At 28.7% G+C, this 20010-nt stretch carries 28 protein-coding genes and 1 pseudogene; all 29 read left to right on the top strand.

Annotation, left to right across the window (positions count from 1 at the left end; genetic code table 11):
- Position 1: 1 nt before the first annotated feature.
- The 29 genes and pseudogenes from udk (at position 2) to JG776_RS00435 (ending at position 20008) form a co-directional block, all read left to right on the top strand.
- The gene (gene udk, locus JG776_RS00575; RefSeq protein WP_027308303.1) at positions 2–637 is read left to right on the top strand and encodes a uridine kinase; all 636 of its coding nucleotides are present in this window, start codon (positions 2–4) and stop codon (positions 635–637) included.
- Positions 638–830: 193 nt separating this feature from the next.
- The gene (sigK, locus tag JG776_RS00570) at positions 831–1517 is read left to right on the top strand and encodes an RNA polymerase sporulation sigma factor SigK (RefSeq protein ID WP_291963914.1); all 687 of its coding nucleotides are present in this window, start codon (positions 831–833) and stop codon (positions 1515–1517) included.
- A 146-nt stretch (positions 1518–1663) separates the two neighbouring features.
- Positions 1664–2161 (top strand): YqeG family HAD IIIA-type phosphatase, encoded by a 498-nt coding sequence (locus tag JG776_RS00565; protein WP_291963913.1) that lies wholly within the window; start codon positions 1664–1666, stop codon positions 2159–2161.
- Between the two features lie 66 nt (positions 2162–2227).
- On the top strand, positions 2228–3901 hold the full coding sequence (locus JG776_RS00560) for a GspE/PulE family protein (protein ID WP_291963912.1): 1674 nt from the start codon (positions 2228–2230) through the stop codon (positions 3899–3901).
- 22 nt (positions 3902–3923) lie between these two features.
- Positions 3924–4982 (top strand): type IV pilus twitching motility protein PilT, encoded by a 1059-nt coding sequence (locus JG776_RS00555; protein WP_291963911.1) that lies wholly within the window; start codon positions 3924–3926, stop codon positions 4980–4982.
- Positions 4983–5004: 22 nt separating this feature from the next.
- Positions 5005–6192, top strand: a complete 1188-nt coding sequence (locus JG776_RS00550; protein WP_291963910.1) for a type II secretion system F family protein — start codon at positions 5005–5007, stop codon at positions 6190–6192.
- Positions 6193–6255: 63 nt separating this feature from the next.
- The gene (locus tag JG776_RS00545; protein WP_291963909.1) at positions 6256–6639 is read left to right on the top strand and encodes a prepilin-type N-terminal cleavage/methylation domain-containing protein; all 384 of its coding nucleotides are present in this window, start codon (positions 6256–6258) and stop codon (positions 6637–6639) included.
- Positions 6640–6792: 153 nt separating this feature from the next.
- Positions 6793–7550 (top strand): annotated as a pseudogene (locus JG776_RS00540) (prepilin peptidase).
- 12 nt (positions 7551–7562) lie between these two features.
- Positions 7563–8033, top strand: coding sequence for a prepilin-type N-terminal cleavage/methylation domain-containing protein (locus tag JG776_RS00535; protein ID WP_291963908.1), 471 nt, complete (start codon positions 7563–7565; stop codon positions 8031–8033).
- Positions 8030–8437, top strand: coding sequence for a type II secretion system protein (locus tag JG776_RS00530; RefSeq protein ID WP_291963907.1), 408 nt, complete (start codon positions 8030–8032; stop codon positions 8435–8437). The genes JG776_RS00535 and JG776_RS00530 overlap by 4 nt, the downstream gene beginning before the upstream one ends.
- Before the next feature lie 11 nt (positions 8438–8448).
- Positions 8449–8883, top strand: a complete 435-nt coding sequence (locus JG776_RS00525; RefSeq protein WP_291963906.1) for a prepilin-type N-terminal cleavage/methylation domain-containing protein — start codon at positions 8449–8451, stop codon at positions 8881–8883.
- On the top strand, positions 8867–9223 hold the full coding sequence (locus tag JG776_RS00520; protein ID WP_291963905.1) for a hypothetical protein: 357 nt from the start codon (positions 8867–8869) through the stop codon (positions 9221–9223). Before JG776_RS00525 ends, JG776_RS00520 begins: the two co-directional genes overlap by 17 nt.
- A 141-nt stretch (positions 9224–9364) precedes the next feature.
- Positions 9365–9853 carry a shikimate kinase gene (locus tag JG776_RS00515; RefSeq protein ID WP_291963904.1) on the top strand — a complete coding sequence of 163 codons (489 nt, stop codon included), beginning with the start codon at positions 9365–9367 and terminating at the stop codon, positions 9851–9853.
- Positions 9854–9875: 22 nt separating this feature from the next.
- Positions 9876–10763: a TIM barrel protein gene (locus JG776_RS00510; protein WP_291963903.1), complete on the top strand. Its 888-nt coding sequence runs from the start codon at positions 9876–9878 to the stop codon at positions 10761–10763.
- A gap of 42 nt (positions 10764–10805) precedes the next feature.
- Positions 10806–11249: a type II 3-dehydroquinate dehydratase gene (gene aroQ / locus JG776_RS00505; protein ID WP_291963902.1), complete on the top strand. Its 444-nt coding sequence runs from the start codon at positions 10806–10808 to the stop codon at positions 11247–11249.
- Positions 11242–12312 (top strand): Xaa-Pro peptidase family protein, encoded by a 1071-nt coding sequence (locus tag JG776_RS00500; RefSeq protein WP_291963901.1) that lies wholly within the window; start codon positions 11242–11244, stop codon positions 12310–12312. The genes aroQ and JG776_RS00500 overlap by 8 nt, the downstream gene beginning before the upstream one ends.
- A gap of 49 nt (positions 12313–12361) precedes the next feature.
- Positions 12362–12919, top strand: coding sequence for an elongation factor P (gene efp, locus JG776_RS00495; protein ID WP_027308288.1), 558 nt, complete (start codon positions 12362–12364; stop codon positions 12917–12919).
- A gap of 64 nt (positions 12920–12983) precedes the next feature.
- Complete coding sequence (locus JG776_RS00490) at positions 12984–13439, top strand: CD1247 N-terminal domain-containing protein (protein WP_291963900.1); 456 nt, start codon at positions 12984–12986, stop codon at positions 13437–13439.
- 185 nt (positions 13440–13624) lie between these two features.
- Complete coding sequence (gene spoIIIAA / locus JG776_RS00485; RefSeq protein ID WP_291963899.1) at positions 13625–14584, top strand: stage III sporulation protein AA; 960 nt, start codon at positions 13625–13627, stop codon at positions 14582–14584.
- Positions 14585–14598: 14 nt separating this feature from the next.
- Complete coding sequence (spoIIIAB, locus tag JG776_RS00480; protein ID WP_291963898.1) at positions 14599–15117, top strand: stage III sporulation protein SpoIIIAB; 519 nt, start codon at positions 14599–14601, stop codon at positions 15115–15117.
- Positions 15118–15131: 14 nt separating this feature from the next.
- Positions 15132–15332 (top strand): SpoIIIAC/SpoIIIAD family protein, encoded by a 201-nt coding sequence (locus JG776_RS00475; RefSeq protein ID WP_291963897.1) that lies wholly within the window; start codon positions 15132–15134, stop codon positions 15330–15332.
- Between the two features lie 11 nt (positions 15333–15343).
- Positions 15344–15730 (top strand): stage III sporulation protein AD, encoded by a 387-nt coding sequence (gene spoIIIAD / locus JG776_RS00470; protein ID WP_291963896.1) that lies wholly within the window; start codon positions 15344–15346, stop codon positions 15728–15730.
- A 9-nt stretch (positions 15731–15739) separates the two neighbouring features.
- A complete protein-coding gene (spoIIIAE, locus tag JG776_RS00465) occupies positions 15740–16891 on the top strand; it encodes a stage III sporulation protein AE (RefSeq protein WP_291963895.1) in 1152 nt (383 codons plus the stop codon).
- Between the two features lie 5 nt (positions 16892–16896).
- Positions 16897–17475, top strand: coding sequence for a stage III sporulation protein AF (gene spoIIIAF / locus JG776_RS00460; RefSeq protein ID WP_291963894.1), 579 nt, complete (start codon positions 16897–16899; stop codon positions 17473–17475).
- Positions 17476–17484: 9 nt separating this feature from the next.
- Positions 17485–18078, top strand: a complete 594-nt coding sequence (gene spoIIIAG, locus JG776_RS00455; protein WP_291963893.1) for a stage III sporulation protein AG — start codon at positions 17485–17487, stop codon at positions 18076–18078.
- A gap of 62 nt (positions 18079–18140) precedes the next feature.
- Positions 18141–18638, top strand: coding sequence for a SpoIIIAH-like family protein (locus JG776_RS00450; RefSeq protein ID WP_291963892.1), 498 nt, complete (start codon positions 18141–18143; stop codon positions 18636–18638).
- 143 nt (positions 18639–18781) lie between these two features.
- The gene (locus JG776_RS00445) at positions 18782–19174 is read left to right on the top strand and encodes an Asp23/Gls24 family envelope stress response protein (RefSeq protein ID WP_027308278.1); all 393 of its coding nucleotides are present in this window, start codon (positions 18782–18784) and stop codon (positions 19172–19174) included.
- 75 nt (positions 19175–19249) lie between these two features.
- Complete coding sequence (amaP, locus tag JG776_RS00440) at positions 19250–19768, top strand: alkaline shock response membrane anchor protein AmaP (protein WP_291963891.1); 519 nt, start codon at positions 19250–19252, stop codon at positions 19766–19768.
- 15 nt (positions 19769–19783) lie between these two features.
- Entirely contained in the window at positions 19784–20008 is a 225-nt protein-coding gene (locus JG776_RS00435; protein ID WP_291963890.1) for a DUF2273 domain-containing protein, read from the top strand.
- The last annotated feature ends 2 nt before the right edge of the window (positions 20009–20010 follow it).

The raw sequence follows: 20010 nt of genomic DNA, 5'->3' as shown, positions 1-20010 counted from the left end.
AATGAGTAGACCTATAATTATTGGAATTGCAGGAGGAACAGGTTCTGGTAAAAGTACGGTGGCACAGGAGATCTATAATAGTCTCCCTGAGGAGAGCATAGCAGTTATTGAACAGGATAATTATTACAAAGATCAAAGTCATCTATCGTTTGAAGAAAGAATAAAAACAAATTATGATCATCCAGATGCCTTTGATACAGCATTGTTACTTGAACACCTAAAAAAGTTGTCAATGGGAGAGGCAATAGACAAGCCTATATATGATTTTTCAAATCATACAAGAAAAAAAGAAACTGTCAGGGTTGAACCAAGAGACATAATAGTTTTAGAAGGTATTATGATTTTAGTTGAGCCAGAAATTAGAAATATGTTAGATATTAAGATATTTGTAGACACAGATGCGGATGTTAGAATAATAAGAAGAATTAAGAGAGATATAAAAGAGAGAGGAAGGACATTAGACTCTGTTATTGATCAATACATTAATGTGGTTAGACCAATGCATCTACAATTTGTTGAACCTACAAAGAGATATGCAGATATAATTATACCTGAAGGTGGATACAATAAAGTAGCAATAGATATTATGATTGCAAAGGTTAATGAAATTGTTAGAAGAAAGCAAGGATTAAAATAACAATATAAAGTAAATAGCTCTACAGAAGGATAGAAAAGTGTCTGTAGAGCTATAAATTTTATAATTAATGTATAATAATGTATTTATATTTTGAAAAATTTATGATATAATATAACTATACAAAGGAATAATTAGGAACAAATCCCTCCTGAGTTGCATATAATGTACATAGGCCTATCAGGGGGGTGTTTTATTGATAATAGAAACTATATGTAGCTTTTTAGATGGACTATTTCTACTTGCAGGCTATATAACAAATGGGACTTCATTTCCAAAACCCCTCACCGAAGAGGAAGAAAAGAGATTGTTTAATGAATATAAAAATGGTAATCAACAGGCAAAAGCAGAACTTATTACAAGAAATTTAAGATTAGTAGCTCACATAATCAAAAAATTTGGACCTATTGGTAAGGATTCTGATGATTTAATTTCTATAGGTACAGTTGGATTAATTAAAGCTATTGAAAGCTTTGATTATGATAAGGGAAACAGACTTGCGACTTATGCTGCAAGATGCATTGAAAACGAGATACTAATGTATATGCGTTCTGTAAAAAAGGTGAAAACAGAGGTATATCTACAGGATCCTATTGGTGTAGACAAAGAGGGGAATGAAATATGCTTGATGGATGTTTTAGGTACTGAAAGTGATAAAATATTAGATGAAGTAGAAAGTAAAATTTCTATTAGAAAGCTCTATAGGATTATAGACAAGGTTCTAGAAGAAAAGGAAAAAATAATTATAAAGCTTCGTTATGGACTATGTGGAGAACCAAAGACACAGATGGAAATTGCACAGATGTTAGGTATATCAAGGAGTTATGTGTCAAGGATTGAAAAAAGAGCACTTAAGAAATTGGCTAAGGAAATGCAAAAATAGAATCTATATAGTGTATTGTTCTATGGTGCCGAGAATTTTAGTTCAAGGCACTTTATTTTTAAAAAATCAAAATATTAGTAATTTTATTTAGACATTAGACTTATATTTTGATAAAATATAGAAAAATATAGATAAAGGTGGTAAGTATGAAAAATTTGTTAAAACCTGATTACTATTTTAAAAGTATTTATGATATAGATTTAAAATGGCTAAAGAAACAGAACATACAAAATGTTATTTTAGATATAGATAATACATTGGTTTGTTGGGGTGCTAAACAAATTGATGATAAAGGAAGAACTTTTATTGAGAAGTTATTAAATGAGGGATTTAGAGTATGCCTACTTTCAAATAGTTCAGCAAAACGAGTTAAAAACTTTATTAGTAATGATAAAATTTTATACTATACAGGATTTGGTATAAAGCCTATGAAGAGAAAATTTTTAGGTGCAATTAAGCTTTTTGATAACAATATAGAAGAAACTTGCATCATTGGGGATCAAATATTTACTGATATATTGGGAGGTAATAGAGTTGGTATAAAAACTATTCTTGTTGATCCTATAGATTCGAGGGAGTTTATAATGACAAAATTTTTTAGAAGATTAGAAAAGAAGATAAAAGTAGATTTAAGATACAGCTAATATTAGGAGTTTAAATAATAAAATTCCTGTGCATAATTTTATTAGCCTAATTTAGGAGGAGATATATTGAGTAGCACAGGAATTTTATTTAATATAGAAACTAAAATCATAAAAGATAAAAGTAAACTTGAGGTATTAAAAGAATATAAACAAATGAATAGTTGTTCTACAGAGGATGCTCTTTTAGATTTAGGTTTTGCTTTAGAAGAGCAATTGTTAGATGACTTAAAATATAATTTAGGATTGGAAGTAGTGGATTTAGATAAAATTTCAATTAATCAAAAGGCAATTGATTTGGTTTCATATGAATTAATATTTGAAAATTATATATTGCCCTTTGATGAAGATGGAGATATCATAAAGGTTGCTACATATAAATACATTGATTCAAGTATTATTGAAAAAATAAAACAGGTATCGGGACGAAGGGTTAAATTGTATTTAAGTAGAAGAAGCGATATTAAAATTAATATAGAAAAGCATTATAAGAGTAAAAAAATACTTTATTTAGCAGATAAAGTAGAAGAGAGTATAAGTAAATTAAATACTAATTTATATACCCAGCAGTTAAAGATTAATAATTCACCCGCTATAAATTTGATTGATGATATTTTACATATGGCCGTTAATATTAATGCAAGTGATATACATATAGAACCTATGATAAATAGTTTAAAAATTAGGTTTAGAATTGATGGTGAACTTATTGAAATGTATAGTTTATCAACAAATATAACCCAATGTGTTATAGGTAGAATAAAGGTTTTAGCAAATATGGATATATCAGAAAAGAGGTTGCCACAGGATGGTAGAATAGTTGTTAATATGGATTCAAAGTTAATAGACTTCAGAGTGAGTTCTATTCCGACAATTCACGGTGAAAAAATTGTTATTAGAGTATTAAAAAAGAATAATATTAATTTAAGTAGATTAGAGTTAGGCTTTAATAAAGCAGACGAAGACATCATAAGAAGATTGATAATACAAAATAGTGGATTAATTTTAATATGTGGCCCTACAGGTAGTGGAAAAACAACAACCTTATATTCAATTTTAAATGATTTAAATAGTAAGAATAAAAACATCATTACAATAGAGGATCCCGTAGAATATATGATAGATGGAATTAATCAAATAAATATAAATCCAAAGATAGGATTAGATTTTTCAAGCTGTCTTAAGGCTGTCTTAAGGCAAGACCCAGATATTATAATGGTAGGTGAAATTAGAGATTTAGATACAGCAAGAATAGCACCAAGAGCGGCAATTACAGGACACTTAGTTTTAAGTACAATTCATACCAATGATGTAGCATCTGCTATTTTAAGGCTTGTTGATATGGGGGTAGAAACATATTTAATTTCTTGTGCTGTAAGGGGTATTATTTCACAAAGATTAGTTAGAAAAATCTGTCCATACTGTAGAGTTACCTATTATGCAACAGAATATGAAAAGAAAATATTAGAATTAGATGATAAAGAGGATATTTTGTTAAGTAGAGGAGTTGGTTGTAAGGAATGTAATGGCAGTGGATATATAGGTAGAATAGGTGTATTTGAGGTAATAGAAATTGATAAAGAGATTAGAAATATGATAATTAAAAATCATAATATTGACATATTAAGGGATTTGTGTATTAATAAAGGTATGAAAACTTTGAAAAATTCCTGTAGAGAAATGGTTATATCTAAAATAACAACTATAGATGAAATGGTAAAAATCATTTCTAATATTGATTAGGGTATACAAAGGGAGGATAGATATGCTAAGATTTCAAGAATTGTTAGAGAAAGTTGTAGAAATAGGAGCGTCAGATTTACATATCACAGTTGGAATTCCTCCAACGGCGAGAGTAAATGGTTCATTAGTTCAAATAACTGATGAAAAATTAACAACAGAAATGGCAGAACATTATGTTAAGGAGGTTTTAAGTGAAGAGCAATATAAAAAGTATTTAGAAGTTGGGGAATTGGATTTTTCTTATTCACTTCAAGGTATTGGCAGATTTAGAGTAAATGCTTTTAGACAAAGAGGTAGTGATGCAATGGCATTAAGGTCAGTTGCAGCCCAGGTACCTACACTTGAAAAACTTAATATGCCTTCAGTTCTTAAAGAACTTACAAATAAAACAAGAGGACTTATATTAGTAACAGGCCCTACAGGAAGTGGTAAGTCAACAACGCTTGCAGCAATGATTAATGAAATAAATCAAAGCAGAAGTTGCCATATAATTACTCTTGAAGATCCTATTGAATATCTTCACAAGCATAAAAAAAGTATAGTTAACCAAAGGGAAATTGGACACGACTCAAAATCTTATGCCAACGCACTTCGTGCAGCATTAAGAGAGGATCCAGATGTAATATTAGTTGGTGAGATGAGAGATTTAGAGACAATTTCAATTGCTATAACAGCGGCTGAAACAGGTCACTTAGTTTTATCAACTTTACATACAATTGGTGCCTCAAAAACTGTTGACAGAATAGTGGATGTTTTTCCACCTTATCAACAACAACAGATAAAGGTTCAGCTTTCTACTGTTTTAGAGGGAGTTATATCCCAGCAACTAATAAAAAGGGCAGATGGAAATGGACGCGTTTGTGCTATGGAGATAATGGTTGCGACTCCAGCTATAAGAAATCTAATAAGAGAAGGAAAAACTCATCAAATAGATTCAGCAGTTCAAACAGGTGCAAAGTATGGAATGAAAACTATGGATATGTCTCTTGTTGAACTTTACAAAAAAGGCTTGATAACTTATGAAGATGCTCTTAATTATTCAGTTGATAGAGATATTGTTATGAGGCTTTTAAATCTATAGTTTTTGGCTGTGGGGTGTTTGTATGCCAAAATACTTTAATAGAATAAAAAAAACAGAGGGTAAAACATTAAGTAGATTAATACAAACTGAAGGTATTGAGGTAACAGACACTGTTCTTAAAAGGATCAGTGTCTCTCCTATTTTTAAAAGAAAAAAGATAGATATAAAATTTGAAAGAAAATTGAATAGTAATGATTTTTATTTTATATGCAAGCAATTACATATTGCAAGTCAATCGGGTTTAGATATTTTAAGAACTATTGAGCTTTTGATTGAACAATCAGAAGGAAGGCTAAGAAATGTTTTTGAAGATGTTTATAGCAATGTACAGACTGGATTGCCTTTATCTAAAGCCTTTGAAGATACTAAAAAATTCCCATATTTTTTTATTAATATGATAAGGGTTGGTGAATTAAGTGGCAATTTAGAGGAAATCTTTAGTATGCTATCAGATTACTACTATAAACAATATTCATTAAGTAATAAGATTAAACAGGCAACCGCGTATCCAAAGTTGGTATTTGTATTGACAATAACCATTATGATGGCTTTATTTAATAAAATTATACCTATGTTTACAGATATATTATATCAATTTAATAAACAAGAAGTTCCCTTACCTACTCAAATTGTTATTAAATTATCATATTTTATAGGAGAATACAAAATAATTATTTTAAGTTTTTTGGTATTGCTATTTTTAATTTTTAAAATTAACAAAAGAACAGATTCAGCAAACAAGGCAAAGGAGTATTTAGCTATTAAGCTTCCTATTTTTAAAAAGATAAATATATTAAATACATCTGTTCAATTTACTGCTATTTTAGCAATGTTAATGAGTGGTGGAGTTCCAATTGCAAGGTCAATAGAAATATTAACAAATGTAGTTGAAAATAGATTTATAAAAGAGAAGTTTAAAAGGGCAGCTTTAGGGGTTCAAATGGGAGTTAGTCTAAGTGAGTCGCTATCACAGGTTGAATTTTTTCCTAAAATGCTTATAAATATATTAAGAACAACAGAGGAAACAGGTACATTAGATAAAACCTTAAAAAATATGTCTGAGTATTACTATCTTGAACTTGACGAATATATTAAAAGGGTTGTAATTTATATTGAACCTACACTAATTATAATGGTTGCAGTATTTATAGGATTTATAGTTATGGCTTTGATGTTACCAATATTTAAGATTTATAGAAGTATAATTTAAAGTTTAAACCATAAAAAACCTGTCAATAATTATTATTGAAATTATTGACAGGGAGGTATTTATATGAAAAAAAAGAAGGGTTTTACACTAATTGAGCTTATTGCAGCAATAGCAATAATTGGTATTTTGGCAGCAACCTTAATACCAGAAGTAACAAGCTATACTGTAAATGCAAAAAATACCAAGCTAAGGTCTGAAGCAAGAATGTTATTAAATGCAATTGAACTTTATAATGCCTCTGTTCAGGGAACGACTAATGTAGAATTAAATACAAACACAGTAATATCAGATTTAACAATCGATGAAACAAATCCTAATGCGACTGGACTTAAGAATTTGATTGATAAACTTACAGAAAAAAACAGTGAGTTATTAAACTATACTGTCACTGATTTAAAAGCCCTTGTAGAAGAAGGTACTTTAAAACCAGTAGCAGAACAAAAATAATTAATATTTAAGGTAGTGTAAAAAGCTTATGAAAAACTACTTAAAAAAATTAAAAAATTAAAATTCAATTGCAGTTGACCTTGACAAACATTCTCCAAATGGCTGTTTTATATCGTAGAGGGCGAAGGTGATATTTAATCTGGAGGGGAGTTTATGGAAACTACATATTTTATTTTTTCTATAATTTTTGGACTGATTATAGGTAGTTTTTTAAACGTATGTATATATAGAATTCCAAGGGAGGAGTCGATAGCATATCCACCGTCCCACTGTACAAATTGTGGATATAGATTAAGGTGGTATGATTTAATTCCTGTAATTAGCTATATTCTTTTAAAGGGGAGATGTAGAAGTTGCAGGCAGAGAATCTCAATTATTTATCCAATTATAGAAATAATGACAGCTACTCTGTTTGGATTGCTATATTTAAAGTTTGGAATTAGCATTTCCTTTTTTAAATATGCAGTTTTGTTCTGTTTTTTAATTGTTATTGGTACAATTGACTACTTAACTCAAGATGTATATTTTAATACAACATTAACGGGAATATTGTTTGGTATTTTTTTGTTATTTTAGAAAAGTATTATTTAAATATTCCACTTAAGAACAGCATATTAGGAGGTTTACTTGGAGCTTTATTTATAGGAGCTATAGTATTTTTGACAAAGGCGATGGGTGAAGGCGATATTGAAATTTGTCTGCTATGTGGAATCTATTTAGGATTTATTAATACATTTTTAATGCTCCTTTTATCCTTTATAATTGGAGGGGTTGTAGGCGTACTACTTATACTTTTTAAGGTAAAGGGAAGAAAGGATTATATACCCTTTGGACCTTTTATTTCATTAGCCACAGCTATAGTTGTTTTATTTGGTGATTTAATATTTAACTGGTATATATCACTCTTTTAAAGAAGGGATAGTTTGAATAAAAGAGGCTATACATTAATTGAAATAATTTGCACTATAGCTATCATAATAATATCCTTAAGTGTGATTAATTTAGATTTAGATTTGTTTAAGAAGGATATATTAGATAGTACTATTGAGACTATAATTACTGATATGCAGGAGGCAAAAATGCTGGCAATAAACAGCAGAATAAATGAGGTTAAGGTTTTTTTTACATTAGACGAATATAAACACGATTTCAATGGATATGAAATATACATTGGAGGACAAAATGGAAAGGTATTAAAGAAAAGAAAACTAAATAATGACTACTTAATTAGTAGGGTTAAGAGTACTATTCCTGAAAACGGAATAGTTATTTTTAAACCTGATGGCAATATATCTCCTCATGCTTGTACTATATCAGTTTATGATAAAAATACTAATAAATATAGAAATATTACATTGACAATAGGATACACAAGGATTATGGAGGTTAAGTGATAAGTTTGAAGAAAAGAGGCTTTACTCTAATAGAAGTTTTAATTGTATTATTTTCTATTGTTATTTTAATATCTACTATAGCAGATATAAATATAAATAACATAAAATTATATAGTAAAAGCAGAGATAATTATAATATGTATTTGATTGCAATGTCCATTTGTGAGATGTATAAAAAGAGTAGTACTTCTTATGCAGATTTAAAATGTAATATATATTTAAATTCTTCTTCTGAACTTTTAGATACTATAGACCAAAATATATTGAGTTTAAGTAAGGATAATAATGAAAGGTTTATGGTTATTCTTCAGTTTAAATATCTTGATTTTAATCTTTATCAATTAAGTGTTGAGGTTAATGATAGGGTAAATGGGTATTCTTTAAAATTATCAAGTTATAGATAGGTGATTAATTAATGAAGAAAAAAGGATTTACGTTAGTTGAATCTATTGTAGCTCTTTTTATATTTTTAATTATAGTACTGATATCGCTGGATTTTTATAGCTTTACTTTTGAGATAAACAAAAAGATGAGCAAAGATAATTCAGATTTAATTAATGCTACTATTGCCATAGATTTTATTTCTGATAAAATAAGGACGGATAAAATACAATTAATAAACTCAACAAATAAAAATAGATTGGAGATTTTTAAGACGTCCTATGGAGGTGTTTTATATATAAAAAATGGAATTTTAAGATATAATGTAGATTCGCAACAGATAGTGCCTCAAATAGATTATGTTTTGGTTGAGAAAAAGTCAGAAAAATTATACAAAGTGACTGTAACAACTAATTTGAATAATAAATATACTTGTTTTATAGGTGAAGCATATGAAAAGCAGAGGTAGTGTTGCAATTTATTATATAATTATTGCCTTTTTACTTATTACATTAGTATTTTTGACGACGTCTGTTTTGATGAGTTCTAATATTATTCAAAATAGTACACTACTATCAGAACAAGCCCACAATAATGCTGAAGCTGGGTTGATTTATGTTTATAGGAATATAATTGAAAGAGAAGGAGAAATAGCAAAAGATAGAACAATAGACTTAAACTTAGATTATAATAACAGTGTTGAGGTGGTTTTTAAAAATAAAAAATATGAGAAAAAGTATACAATATCTGTAAAAGGCATATGTGGCACATATATAAAATCCATTTATAAGGAAATAAGCTACAAATAATTTAATGCTTAATAATTTAAGGAAGTACACAAAAGAATTTAAGTTAATTTTGTCAAAACATCAAGTTCATATATTGATTTATATTTTATTATTGATAGATATATTTAAGAAAATTTAATTATATAACAAAGGTGATGCTTTATGAATATTGTATTGATAGGTATGCCAGGGTGTGGTAAAACGACATTGGGTAATATTTTGGCACAAAGGTTAGGCATACCTTTTTTTGATTCAGATAAACTTTTAATTGATACTTATGGAGAAAGTATAGAAGAGATGTTCCATAAAGGAGAAACTTATTTTAGGCAGAAGGAATCAAAAATAATTGAAATACTATCAAAAAAGGACAGATGTGTCATATCAACTGGAGGAGGAGTAGTTTTAAATTATAATAATATATTAAATCTTAAAAAGAATGGTGTAATTATATTTATAAATAGAAATATAGAAGATATAAGTAATACATTGAGTTTGGAGGGTAGACCGATTATAAAAGACAAAAATAAACTGTATGAACTTTATGAGCAAAGAATAAATCTATATAAAAATTATTGTGATTATGAAGTTGAAAATTATAATTTAGAAGAAACAATTGATAAAATATTAGAAATATGCAAAACATATATTTAAAGCACTTAAAAGGGAGGATAATATGACAGCAAAATTTGGACCATCTGGTAACTCAAAAAGTTTTTATGATGAAGGTTATAAATCTTCAGTAGATATGCCAAAATGGTTAAAGGAAAGGGGACTTGATGCTTATGAGTATTCCTTTGGACGAGGAATTAACATAGGATTTGAAACAGCAGAAAAGATTGGTAATGCTGCTTTTGAAAACAATATACTTCTTTCTATACACAGTCCATACTATATAAATTTTGGGAGTTCTGATGTTGAAATGCAGGATAAATCCCAAGAATATTTAAGGAAAACCTTAATACTTGCTGATAAAATGAGGGCTGATCGTGTAGTTCTGCATCCTGGTTCAGTAGGTAAAATCTTAAGAAAACAGGCCTTTGAAAATTTAGTTGTAGCTATAAAAAAATCATTAATTATGCTTAAGGAATTAAACCTATATGGTAAAATTCTTATATGCCCTGAAACTATGGGAAAGAAAAATCAATTAGGTACATTAGATGAAATTTTAGAGATATGCCAGATAGATGAGACATTAATTCCTACAATAGATTTTGGACATATTCATGCATTAGGCAGAGGTGCTATTAATTCAATTGAAGATTACGAATTTATTTTCAACAGAATTGAAAATGCATTAGGTAGATATAGGTTAGATAATCTACACTGCCATTTTAGCAGAATAGAATTTACAGAGGCAGGAGAAAAAAAGCATTGGACATTTAATGATACACAATATGGACCAGAATTTGAACCATTAGCAGAACTTCTTGTAAAAAGAAAAATATCACCAAGAATTATATGTGAATCAAGAGAAAATATGGCTGAAGATTCACTTAAGATGAAAAAAATATATATAGAATATCTTACTAAATTAAACTATAGTTTGCAATCTGAGCAATAATCTGCTAAAATACTATTGTTATTGTATATTAAGGGTGATATTATGAAGATATTGGTTGTAAATGGTCCTAATTTAAATCTATTAGGTATTAGAGAAAAAGAAATATATGGTAATTTAAGTTATGAAGAGCTGTGTTCTTATATAAAGAAAAATGCAGAGGAATTAAATATACAAGTTGAAATCTATCAGAGTAATATAGAAGGTGAGTTGATTAACTTTATACATAATAATTATAAAGATGCTGATGGATTAATAATAAACTTAGGTGCATATACCCACTATAGCTATGCTTTATATGATTGTATTAGGTCAATAGATAAGCCAACAATAGAAGTACATCTTACCAATATATATGCAAGAGATGAATTTAGGCAAAAATCTGTTACTGCACCAGCCTGTGTTGGTGTAATAACTGGCTTAGGAGAAGTAGGTTATAAAATTGCATTAATGGCAATAAAAGATATAGGGGGTAACAAAAATGAGTGAAAAGAGATTACAAAAATTTTTAAGCAAGTTTAATGAATTAAATATTGATGCAGCTTTAGTTTATAAGGATGAAAATAGAAATTATCTAAGTGGTTTTACTGGAGATGATAGTTTCTTATTTATTACAAAGGAAAAAGCATATTTTATAACAGATTCAAGATATACTGAACAGGCACAAAATGAAGTAGCTGGTTTTGAAGTTTTAGAATATAAGCCACCAATTTATGATTTTATAAAAATGCTATCAGATAAACACAATATAAAGAGATTAGGTGTAGAAGAAGACAGAATGTCATTTGCCGATTATATTACATATAAGGAAAAACTTGAAGGAGTAGAAATAGTAAAACTTGAACAAACTATAGAAAAGATTAGAATGATTAAAGATGAAGAAGAAATAAAGCTAATAGAAACAGCAGCAAGTATAGCAGATAAAGCATTTGAACACATCTTAAATTATATAAGACCTGGTGTATCTGAAAATGAAGTTGCGTTAGAATTAGAATTTTTTATGAAAAAGATGGGAGCTTCCGCTCTATCTTTTCCAACTATAGTGGCATCAGGCAATAGATCATCATTACCTCACGGTACAGCTTCAGAAAAAATAATAAATGAAGGTGAATTTGTAACTCTTGATTTTGGATGTGTATATAAAGGTTATTGTTCAGATATGACAAGAACAATTGTTGTTGGTAAAGCAAATGATAAGCAAAAAGAAATTTATTATACAGTATTAGATGCGAATGAAGCTGCACTTAAAGCTGTAAGACCTGGAATAAGTTGTTTTGAACTTGACAAAATAGCAAGAGACATTATAGTAGAAAGAGGATATGGTGAAAGATTTGGTCATGGATTAGGACATGGAGTTGGAAGAGAAGTTCACGAATTACCATATGTTAATTATAGAAGTAAGTTTAATTTAGAAACAGGTATGGTTATAACAGATGAACCAGGTATATATATACCTAACTTTGGAGGAGTAAGAATTGAGGAATTAGTTCTTGTTACTGAAGATGGATATAGAGTTCTTTCAAAATCACCAAAGCATCTTATTGAACTGTAGTTAATAATTAAAAATTAAATATAAATTTACTATGGAGGGATTATATACAATGATTACAGCAGGAGATTTCAAAAAAGGTTCAACTTTTGAGATGGATGGACAAGTTTATACTGTTATTGAATTTATGCACGTAAAGCCAGGAAAGGGTGCTGCTTTTGTTAGAACAAAACTTAAGAATGTTGTTACTGGAGCAGTTATAGAAAAATCCTTCAGCCCAACAGAAAAGTTCCCAGAAGCAGTAATTGAAAGAAAAGAAATGCAATATCTATACAATGATGGTACTCTTTATTACTTTATGGATACTCAAACATATGATCAAGTACCACTTAACTACGAAAAGGTTGAAGATGCAATTAAGTATCTTAAGGAGAATATGAATGCTATAATCAAGTTCTACAAGGGTGAAGCGTTCTCAGTTGAACCACCAACATTCGTTGAACTTGAAGTTGTTGAAACAGAGCCAGGAGTAAGAGGAGATACTGCAACTAATGCTATGAAGCCTGCAACAGTTGAAACTGGTGCAACATTTATGGTTCCTCTATTTATAAACCAAGGTGATATAATTAGAATAGATACAAGAACTGGTGAATATATGTCAAGAGTATAATGCATACTAATAATAGAACAGTGGCTTCGGCCACTGTTAATTAATATATGAAGGAGGAAAAATTATGCAAAATATTAAGGAAAGGGTTGCATATCTAAAGGGATTATCAGATGGTCTGGGAATAACTCATGAAACAAAGGAAGGTAGGTTACTTATAGCTATTATTGATGTTTTAGATGATATAGCAGAATCAATTGAAATGCTTGAGGAAAATCAAAATGAATTAGATGAATATGTAGATGCAATTGATCAAGATTTAGCTGATGTTGAGGATGAAATATTCGAAGACTATAATGATGATGAGTATGATGAAGATTTTGAAGATTATGATGATTTTGATGAAAATGGTTTTGTGGAAGTAGAATGTCCAAATTGCCACGAAAAGGTTTATTTAGATAAAGATATGTTTGAAGAAGACGATGAAGATGGAGAAATAGTTTGTCCAAACTGTGATAAACCAATATATTTTGTTGAACACTGTCATTGTGATTCAGAAGAATGTAATTGCGATAAAGAATGAAAATATTATAAGACATATGTATTCATTTAGCCCTATGATGGAATGCCTTAAAATCCATCATAGGGCTTTTTTGTTATTAGTTTAATTTTTTTTAGAAATTTTAATGAGGGAAAGACTCCCTCATTTTTTTGTAATAAATAACTTTAATTAAAAATATAATTTGTATTAAGAAAGGGGGAGGGTAGATGAGTACATATGAAAAGGAAAAAGTTGTACAAACGTTTAAAAAGGATATTTTTCCAATACTTACAGAAAGAATCAGGAACCCTTTAATTAAAATAAAGAATTTTGGTTTTTATGAAATTGAGGAAATACGACTTAGAGCAAATAAACCTTTAATGTTATATAAAAATAATCAAGGATTTTTTTTGGATGAAAATGGGGAAATAAAAAGTGAAAATGGACTTATAGTGACTAAGGAAGATATAGAAAAAATATACCTATTAATGTGTGATTATTCTCTTTATACAATGGAGGAGGATATAAAACAAGGTTTTTTAACCTTAAAAGGAGGACATCGTGTGGGTATTGCTGGGAAAGTTGTAAATGAAGGTGGAAGAATCAAGACAATAAAAAATATATCCTGCCTTAATATAAGGATTGCAAAGGAAGTTAAGGGCTGTGCATTAAGTTTAGCAAAATCTATATATAAAGATGGAATAAAGCATACGCTTATCGTTTCTCCACCTGGATGTGGGAAAACAACGATTCTTAGGGATTTAGTTAGACTTTTGAGTAATGGTATTAAGGATATTGATTTAGTAGGAAAAAAGGTTACTGTTGTTGATGAAAGAAGTGAAATTGCATCGTGCTATTTAGGAATACCACAAAATGATGTAGGTATAAGAACTGACGTATTGGATGGATGCCCAAAGGTTGAAGGGTTAATGATGGCAGTTAGAACATTGTCTCCGGATGTTATTGCAGTTGATGAAATAGGAAGTATAAAGGATGCAGAGGCAATTATGGATGCAATAAATACAGGAGTAAAAGTTATATCTACAGTGCACGGGAAAGATTTAGATGATGTATTAAAACGAAGAGGAATAAAATTATTGTTTGAAAATGAATGTATAGATGTGGTTGTCTTTTTAAGCAATAAAAATGGGCCAGGTACTATAGAAAATATTATAAAAATAAACTAAAGGGGGATAGTAATATGCTTAAGATTTTAGGTGGTTTAATGATTATTCTATCTACTTCGGCTATGGGATATCTGTACTCTTTTGGCTATAAGGAAAGGGTTAGGCAGATTAGAGAACTTCAGTTTTGTATAAATAGTTTATCAAGTGAAATACTGTATTCTTCTAATCCCTTGTGGTTAGCACTCTATAATGTATCCAAAAACTGTTCTTCACCATTTAAGGAGCTTTTTAGTAAGATGTCTAATTATTTAAGAGACAAAAAAATAGAATCAATAGGTGAATGTTTTAATTTAGCTTTTAGTGAATGTAAACAGAATTTATATTTAGAGAAGGAGGATTTGGAAATATTAAATGCCTTCATTCAGGGGCTTGGTAATAGCGATTTTGAGGGCCATAAGAAAAACTTTAATATTGTTTTAAAGAAGCTTGAAGGAATTGAAAAGGAGGCAGAGGTAACAAGAGAAAAGAATGAAAAACTTTATAAATACTTAGGTGTTTTAGGAGGACTGTTGATTGTCATTATTTTAGTGTAGGGAGGGATTAGGGTATGCCACTTGATTTAATTGAAATTTTAAAAATAGCGGTGTTTGGTATAATATTAGCCATATTAGACAAAGTGTTAGAGAGTGTAGATAAAAAAGAAATTTCAACGTTAGTTTCAATAATTGGTTTAATTATGATTTTAATTATGACAGTTTCATATATGTCAAATTTATTCAGGAGCTTAGTGGCAATGTTTCATTTATAGAGGGTGATTAGATGGAAATAGTTCAAATTGTTCTTATGGCTTTAATATTAGCTGTAATTCTTACATTATTGAGTAAAGAAAAAAAGGAAATTGCAATACAGGTAAGTATATTATTTGGAATAGTAATTTTCTTTATGATGCTAACTAAATTTACTGTTGTAATACAAGCTATGCAGGAAATTGCATTAAAGGCCAATATTGATTATACATATGTAAATATTGTATTAAAAATAATAGCTATTTCTTATATTGCCTCCTTTGGTATTGAAATATGTAAAGACATTGGACAATCCTCGTTAGCATCAAAAATTGAATTTGCTGGAAAAGTACTTATTTTAGTTATGGCAATACCAATTATAATGGCAGTTATGGAGATGGTGCTAAAATTATTACCGTAGGTGATGAAAATGAAATATAAATACATATTAGTTTTTTTAATTATATATATGTGTATACCTATTAAATCTTTGGCTTTAGGTAAAAGTATAGATAGTCCTAATGTTGATCTTCAACAGTTAGAAGAGACAGCAAAAATAATACAACAGAGAAGTGATTATATACCTAATTTTAGTTTTAGTGAACTCGTAGAAGAATATAAAAATACGCATTCATTAAAAGGAATAATCAAAAGTCTTTTAGATGGATCAAAAAAATATATATTTAAAGAGATACTTGCAAATTCAAAACTGATGATTGAACTTCTATTTTTAGGAGTGTTTTGTGCTCTTTTAAAAAATTTACAATCCTCTTTTTCGAGTACTTCAGTATCAAATATAGCTTTTTATGCTTGTTATCTACTTATAGTTGTAATAATAATAAAGTCTTTTACTTTGATTGTTGCATTAAGTAGAGATACAATTGAGCAGATGATAAACTTTGTTAATTCTCTTATGCCTTCTTTAATGATATTAGTTGCATCAGTTGGTGGTTTTGCAACTGCAACAATGCTTGATCCAGCAATTATGTTTATAAGTAAACTTTTTAGTGATGTAATTAAAGATTTTATATTACCTCTAACCATCTTAATTGTGGCTTTAAATATAGTAAATAATTTAAGTGATGATATAAAGATATCAAAATTAGTAAAACTGCTTGAACAGACAACTCTTTGGGTATTAGGATTTATTATGACAATTTTTGTAGCTTTTATAACTATAAGAAGTAGCACATCTGCATCAATTGATCAAGTTACATTAAAGACAACTAAATTTATGGTTGATAGCTTTATACCAATAGTAGGAAAATCATTATCTGATGCAGTAACAACAGTAGCTGGTTACTCAATGATTCTAAAGGATGCAATAAGTGTTGTTGGTCTTGTTGTTATGTTGAGCATTTGTATTTTTCCTCTCATAAAGCTAATAATACTGGCATTCATTTTTAAATTTGTTGGTGCAATTATGGAACCAATTGTAGATGGTAAGATAGTTGATTGTTTATCATCGGTTGGAGGAGCAATAACCATTTTATTTTCAAGTATTTTATCAGTTGCGATTATGTTTTTTATAATTATTACTATAATCGCTTCAACAGGTAGACTTTTAATTACGGTAGGGTGATGCAGATGATTAGTTTTTTAAAGGGTTGGATAACTACAATAGTTACTTTAATTATATTTTTGACACTTGCAGAATTGATACTTCCTGAAAATTCAATGAAGAAATATTCTAAATTTGTAATAGGAGCAATTGTTATAATTAACATACTTATGCCTGTGTTTAAATTGTTTGATAAAAGTTTTAATTTGGAATCAAGTATATCATTATATGAAAAAAAGTATGAACCAATTTTAAATAATTCTGAAAATGCTGTTTCTCTTCAAAATAGAATGCAGGAAGTAACTATAGATGAATTTAAAGAAAAGCTTAAGGAGAATATTGAAAAAGATGTATATAAAAATACAGGCAAAAAAATAACGGTAAAAAGAATTGATGTTAACACACAAATTGGCTCAGATGATTTTGGAAGTATAAAATATATTGAATTAAAAAAGGATGATTCTTCTGATATAAAACCAGTTGAGAAGGTTGTAATAGGAAATAATAACTCAAATAACTTATATGAAAACAAAGATAAGGATATAGTTAATTACATTACAAAATCATATAGAGTTTCTGAAGAAAATATAGTTTTTGTAAAGTGAGGGATGAGTATGGGTTTTAAATTTAATTTTAAGTTAAATGGAGAAAATATCAAAAAGTATATGATTAATTGTTTGATAGTATGTTTAATAGGTATTTTAATTATATTGGCAGCAAATATTTTATCTTCAAACTATAGAAAAAATAAAAACAATGATGTAGATGCAGAACAAACAAATAGCAAAAATGTAGAATTAAATTTAAGTACAAGCTATGAAGATAAGATAAAGAGAGAGCTTATTGATATATTATCACAAATTAAGGGTGTAGGAAGAGTTAATGTTATGGTATATTTTGAAGGCAGCACCGAATCACAGCCTGCGTATAACATAAATGAAAATAACAGAACTATACAGGAAAAGGACAGTCAGGGTGGAACAAGAACAACAAATGAAAATAACAAAAGTATAAATGTTGTTATGATGAATGAAGGAAGTTCGCAAAAACCATTTATATTAAAACAGGTTAACCCATCAATTGGCGGGGTTATAGTAGTAGCAGAAGGTGCTGATAACCCCATAGTAAAAGAGACTATTAAAAATGCAGTTAAAACAGTTTTGAATTTACCTGCTAATAAAGTTACAGTTGAACCTATGAAAAAATAGAGAATATAAGTTTTAATAGTTACATATAAATTATTTAGAAATAATATTTTGGGGGGAGTTAAATGGAACAATTCAGAAAACAAACTGCAATAATCGCTGTGTTGGTTGTACTTATTGCCTGCTCTGCTTGGTATGCAAAAAAGTTTAATGATCAGTCAAAGGGTGTATCTAATCTAAGTGACAAAACTACTCAAACTTCAAAAAGTAATTCAAACTATTTTGTTGAAGCAAGAAGTGGAAGAGATAATCAATTAAGCATTCATAAGCAGGAGCTTGAGAATATTATTAATAATAAGAATTCAACTAAAGAGGCAATTGCACAAGCTCAGGCAAAATTAATTTTACTTGCAGATTGGGCAGATAAGCAAGCAAGAGTTGAACAATTAGCAAAGCAGAGAGGGTTTGAGGATGCTGTATGTTTTATCAATGAAAATGGCGTTGAACTTTGTGTAAAAAGTGCTGAGGATTTAACCAGCGAACAGGCAGCACAGCTAATGGATGATGTAGTTAGAACAACAAGTATATCACCAACAAAAATAATAATTAAGAATCAAAAATAATAAAATTTGTAAATAAAACTATTGATTTTATTTTATATTAGTTGTACACTATTATTTGAAGTAATTTGTAAATATTTAGATTTTATATATTCGGGCTTTTAGCCCGAAAATTATTACTTTTTGAAAAATTGGAGGTGGATTTAATGGGTGAGAATACAATTTATACAAATGGAATAGGAGAAGTTGTTATAGCACCTGAAGTGGTTAGTATTATTGCATCAATAGCAGCAACAGAGGTTAAAGGCGTAGTTGGAATGTATGGTGGTTTTACAGAGGAGTTTGTTGAGAAATTTGGTGTAAAGTCATCAAATAAGGGTATTAAAGTTCAAATTAATGAAGAAGGTGAAGTTGTAATTGATTTGAATTTGATAATAGAGTATGGTGTAAGAATACCTGATATAGCATTTGAAGTACAACAAAATGTTAAAAGATCAGTAGAGACTATGACTGGATTAAAGGTTTTGGATGTTAATATTCATATTCAGGGAATTAATATTACAAAAGAAAATAAGGAAGAGGAAAAGAAAAATAAATAAGAATGTGAGAGGCTCATATAAATGCGATATAGACAGGCATTGTATGAGCTTCAAATATGAAATAGGGGTGAGCTAATGAATAAATTATTAGGGAGTATATACATATTAATAGTAACTGTAATTTTGTTTTTTTTGTTGTCAATTTCAGTAGGAGTATATGACTATAGTTACTTTATAAACATATTGGACAAAAATTATAATTCTATATATACTATACTTGTAATAAGTGCATTAATTTTAATAAATATAGTGATTTTAATAGGAATGATAAAATCTAATAACAATAATCTTCATTTAATAAAATACACAGCAGAAGGTGAAATTACAATTACCTTTGAAACAATTAAATCAATTGTATATAAAGCTGTATATCAAATAAGAGGATTTAAAGAAATAAAGGTATTCGTGAAACCACAGGGCGATAAAATCAGCATAATGATAAAGGGAGTTATTCTACCAGAACTTAATATACCTCAAACAGTTATAGAAGTTCAAAAGCTTGTAAAGGAAAAAGTTGAGGCTTTAGTTGAAATACCTGTTGAGGAAGTTAAAGTGGTTGTTGAAAATTTATCAACAACTGCAAGGCTTCGTTAAAGGAGCGATTTAAATATGAATAGGGAAGCAATCGTTAAATTTTTTGTAGAAAATAAGGGAAAAATTTTGGGGGTAGCCACAGGTTTAGTATTTTCAATTCTTGTTTTATTGATAGGATTTTTCAAAACTATATTTATTGTATTTTGTGTTCTTTTAGGTTATTATATTGGCAATAAGATTGATAATAAAGAAAACATATTAGAAACAATAGAGAAAATAATACCAAACGAATGGAAGTAATG

The organism is Caloramator sp., from assembly GCF_020054765.1.
In the GTDB taxonomy this organism is placed as follows: Bacteria; Bacillota; Clostridia; order Clostridiales; family Caloramatoraceae; genus Thermobrachium; species Thermobrachium proteoclasticum.
Note: the sequence above shows the minus strand (reverse complement) of the source record. Positions and strands in the feature narration are given on the sequence as shown.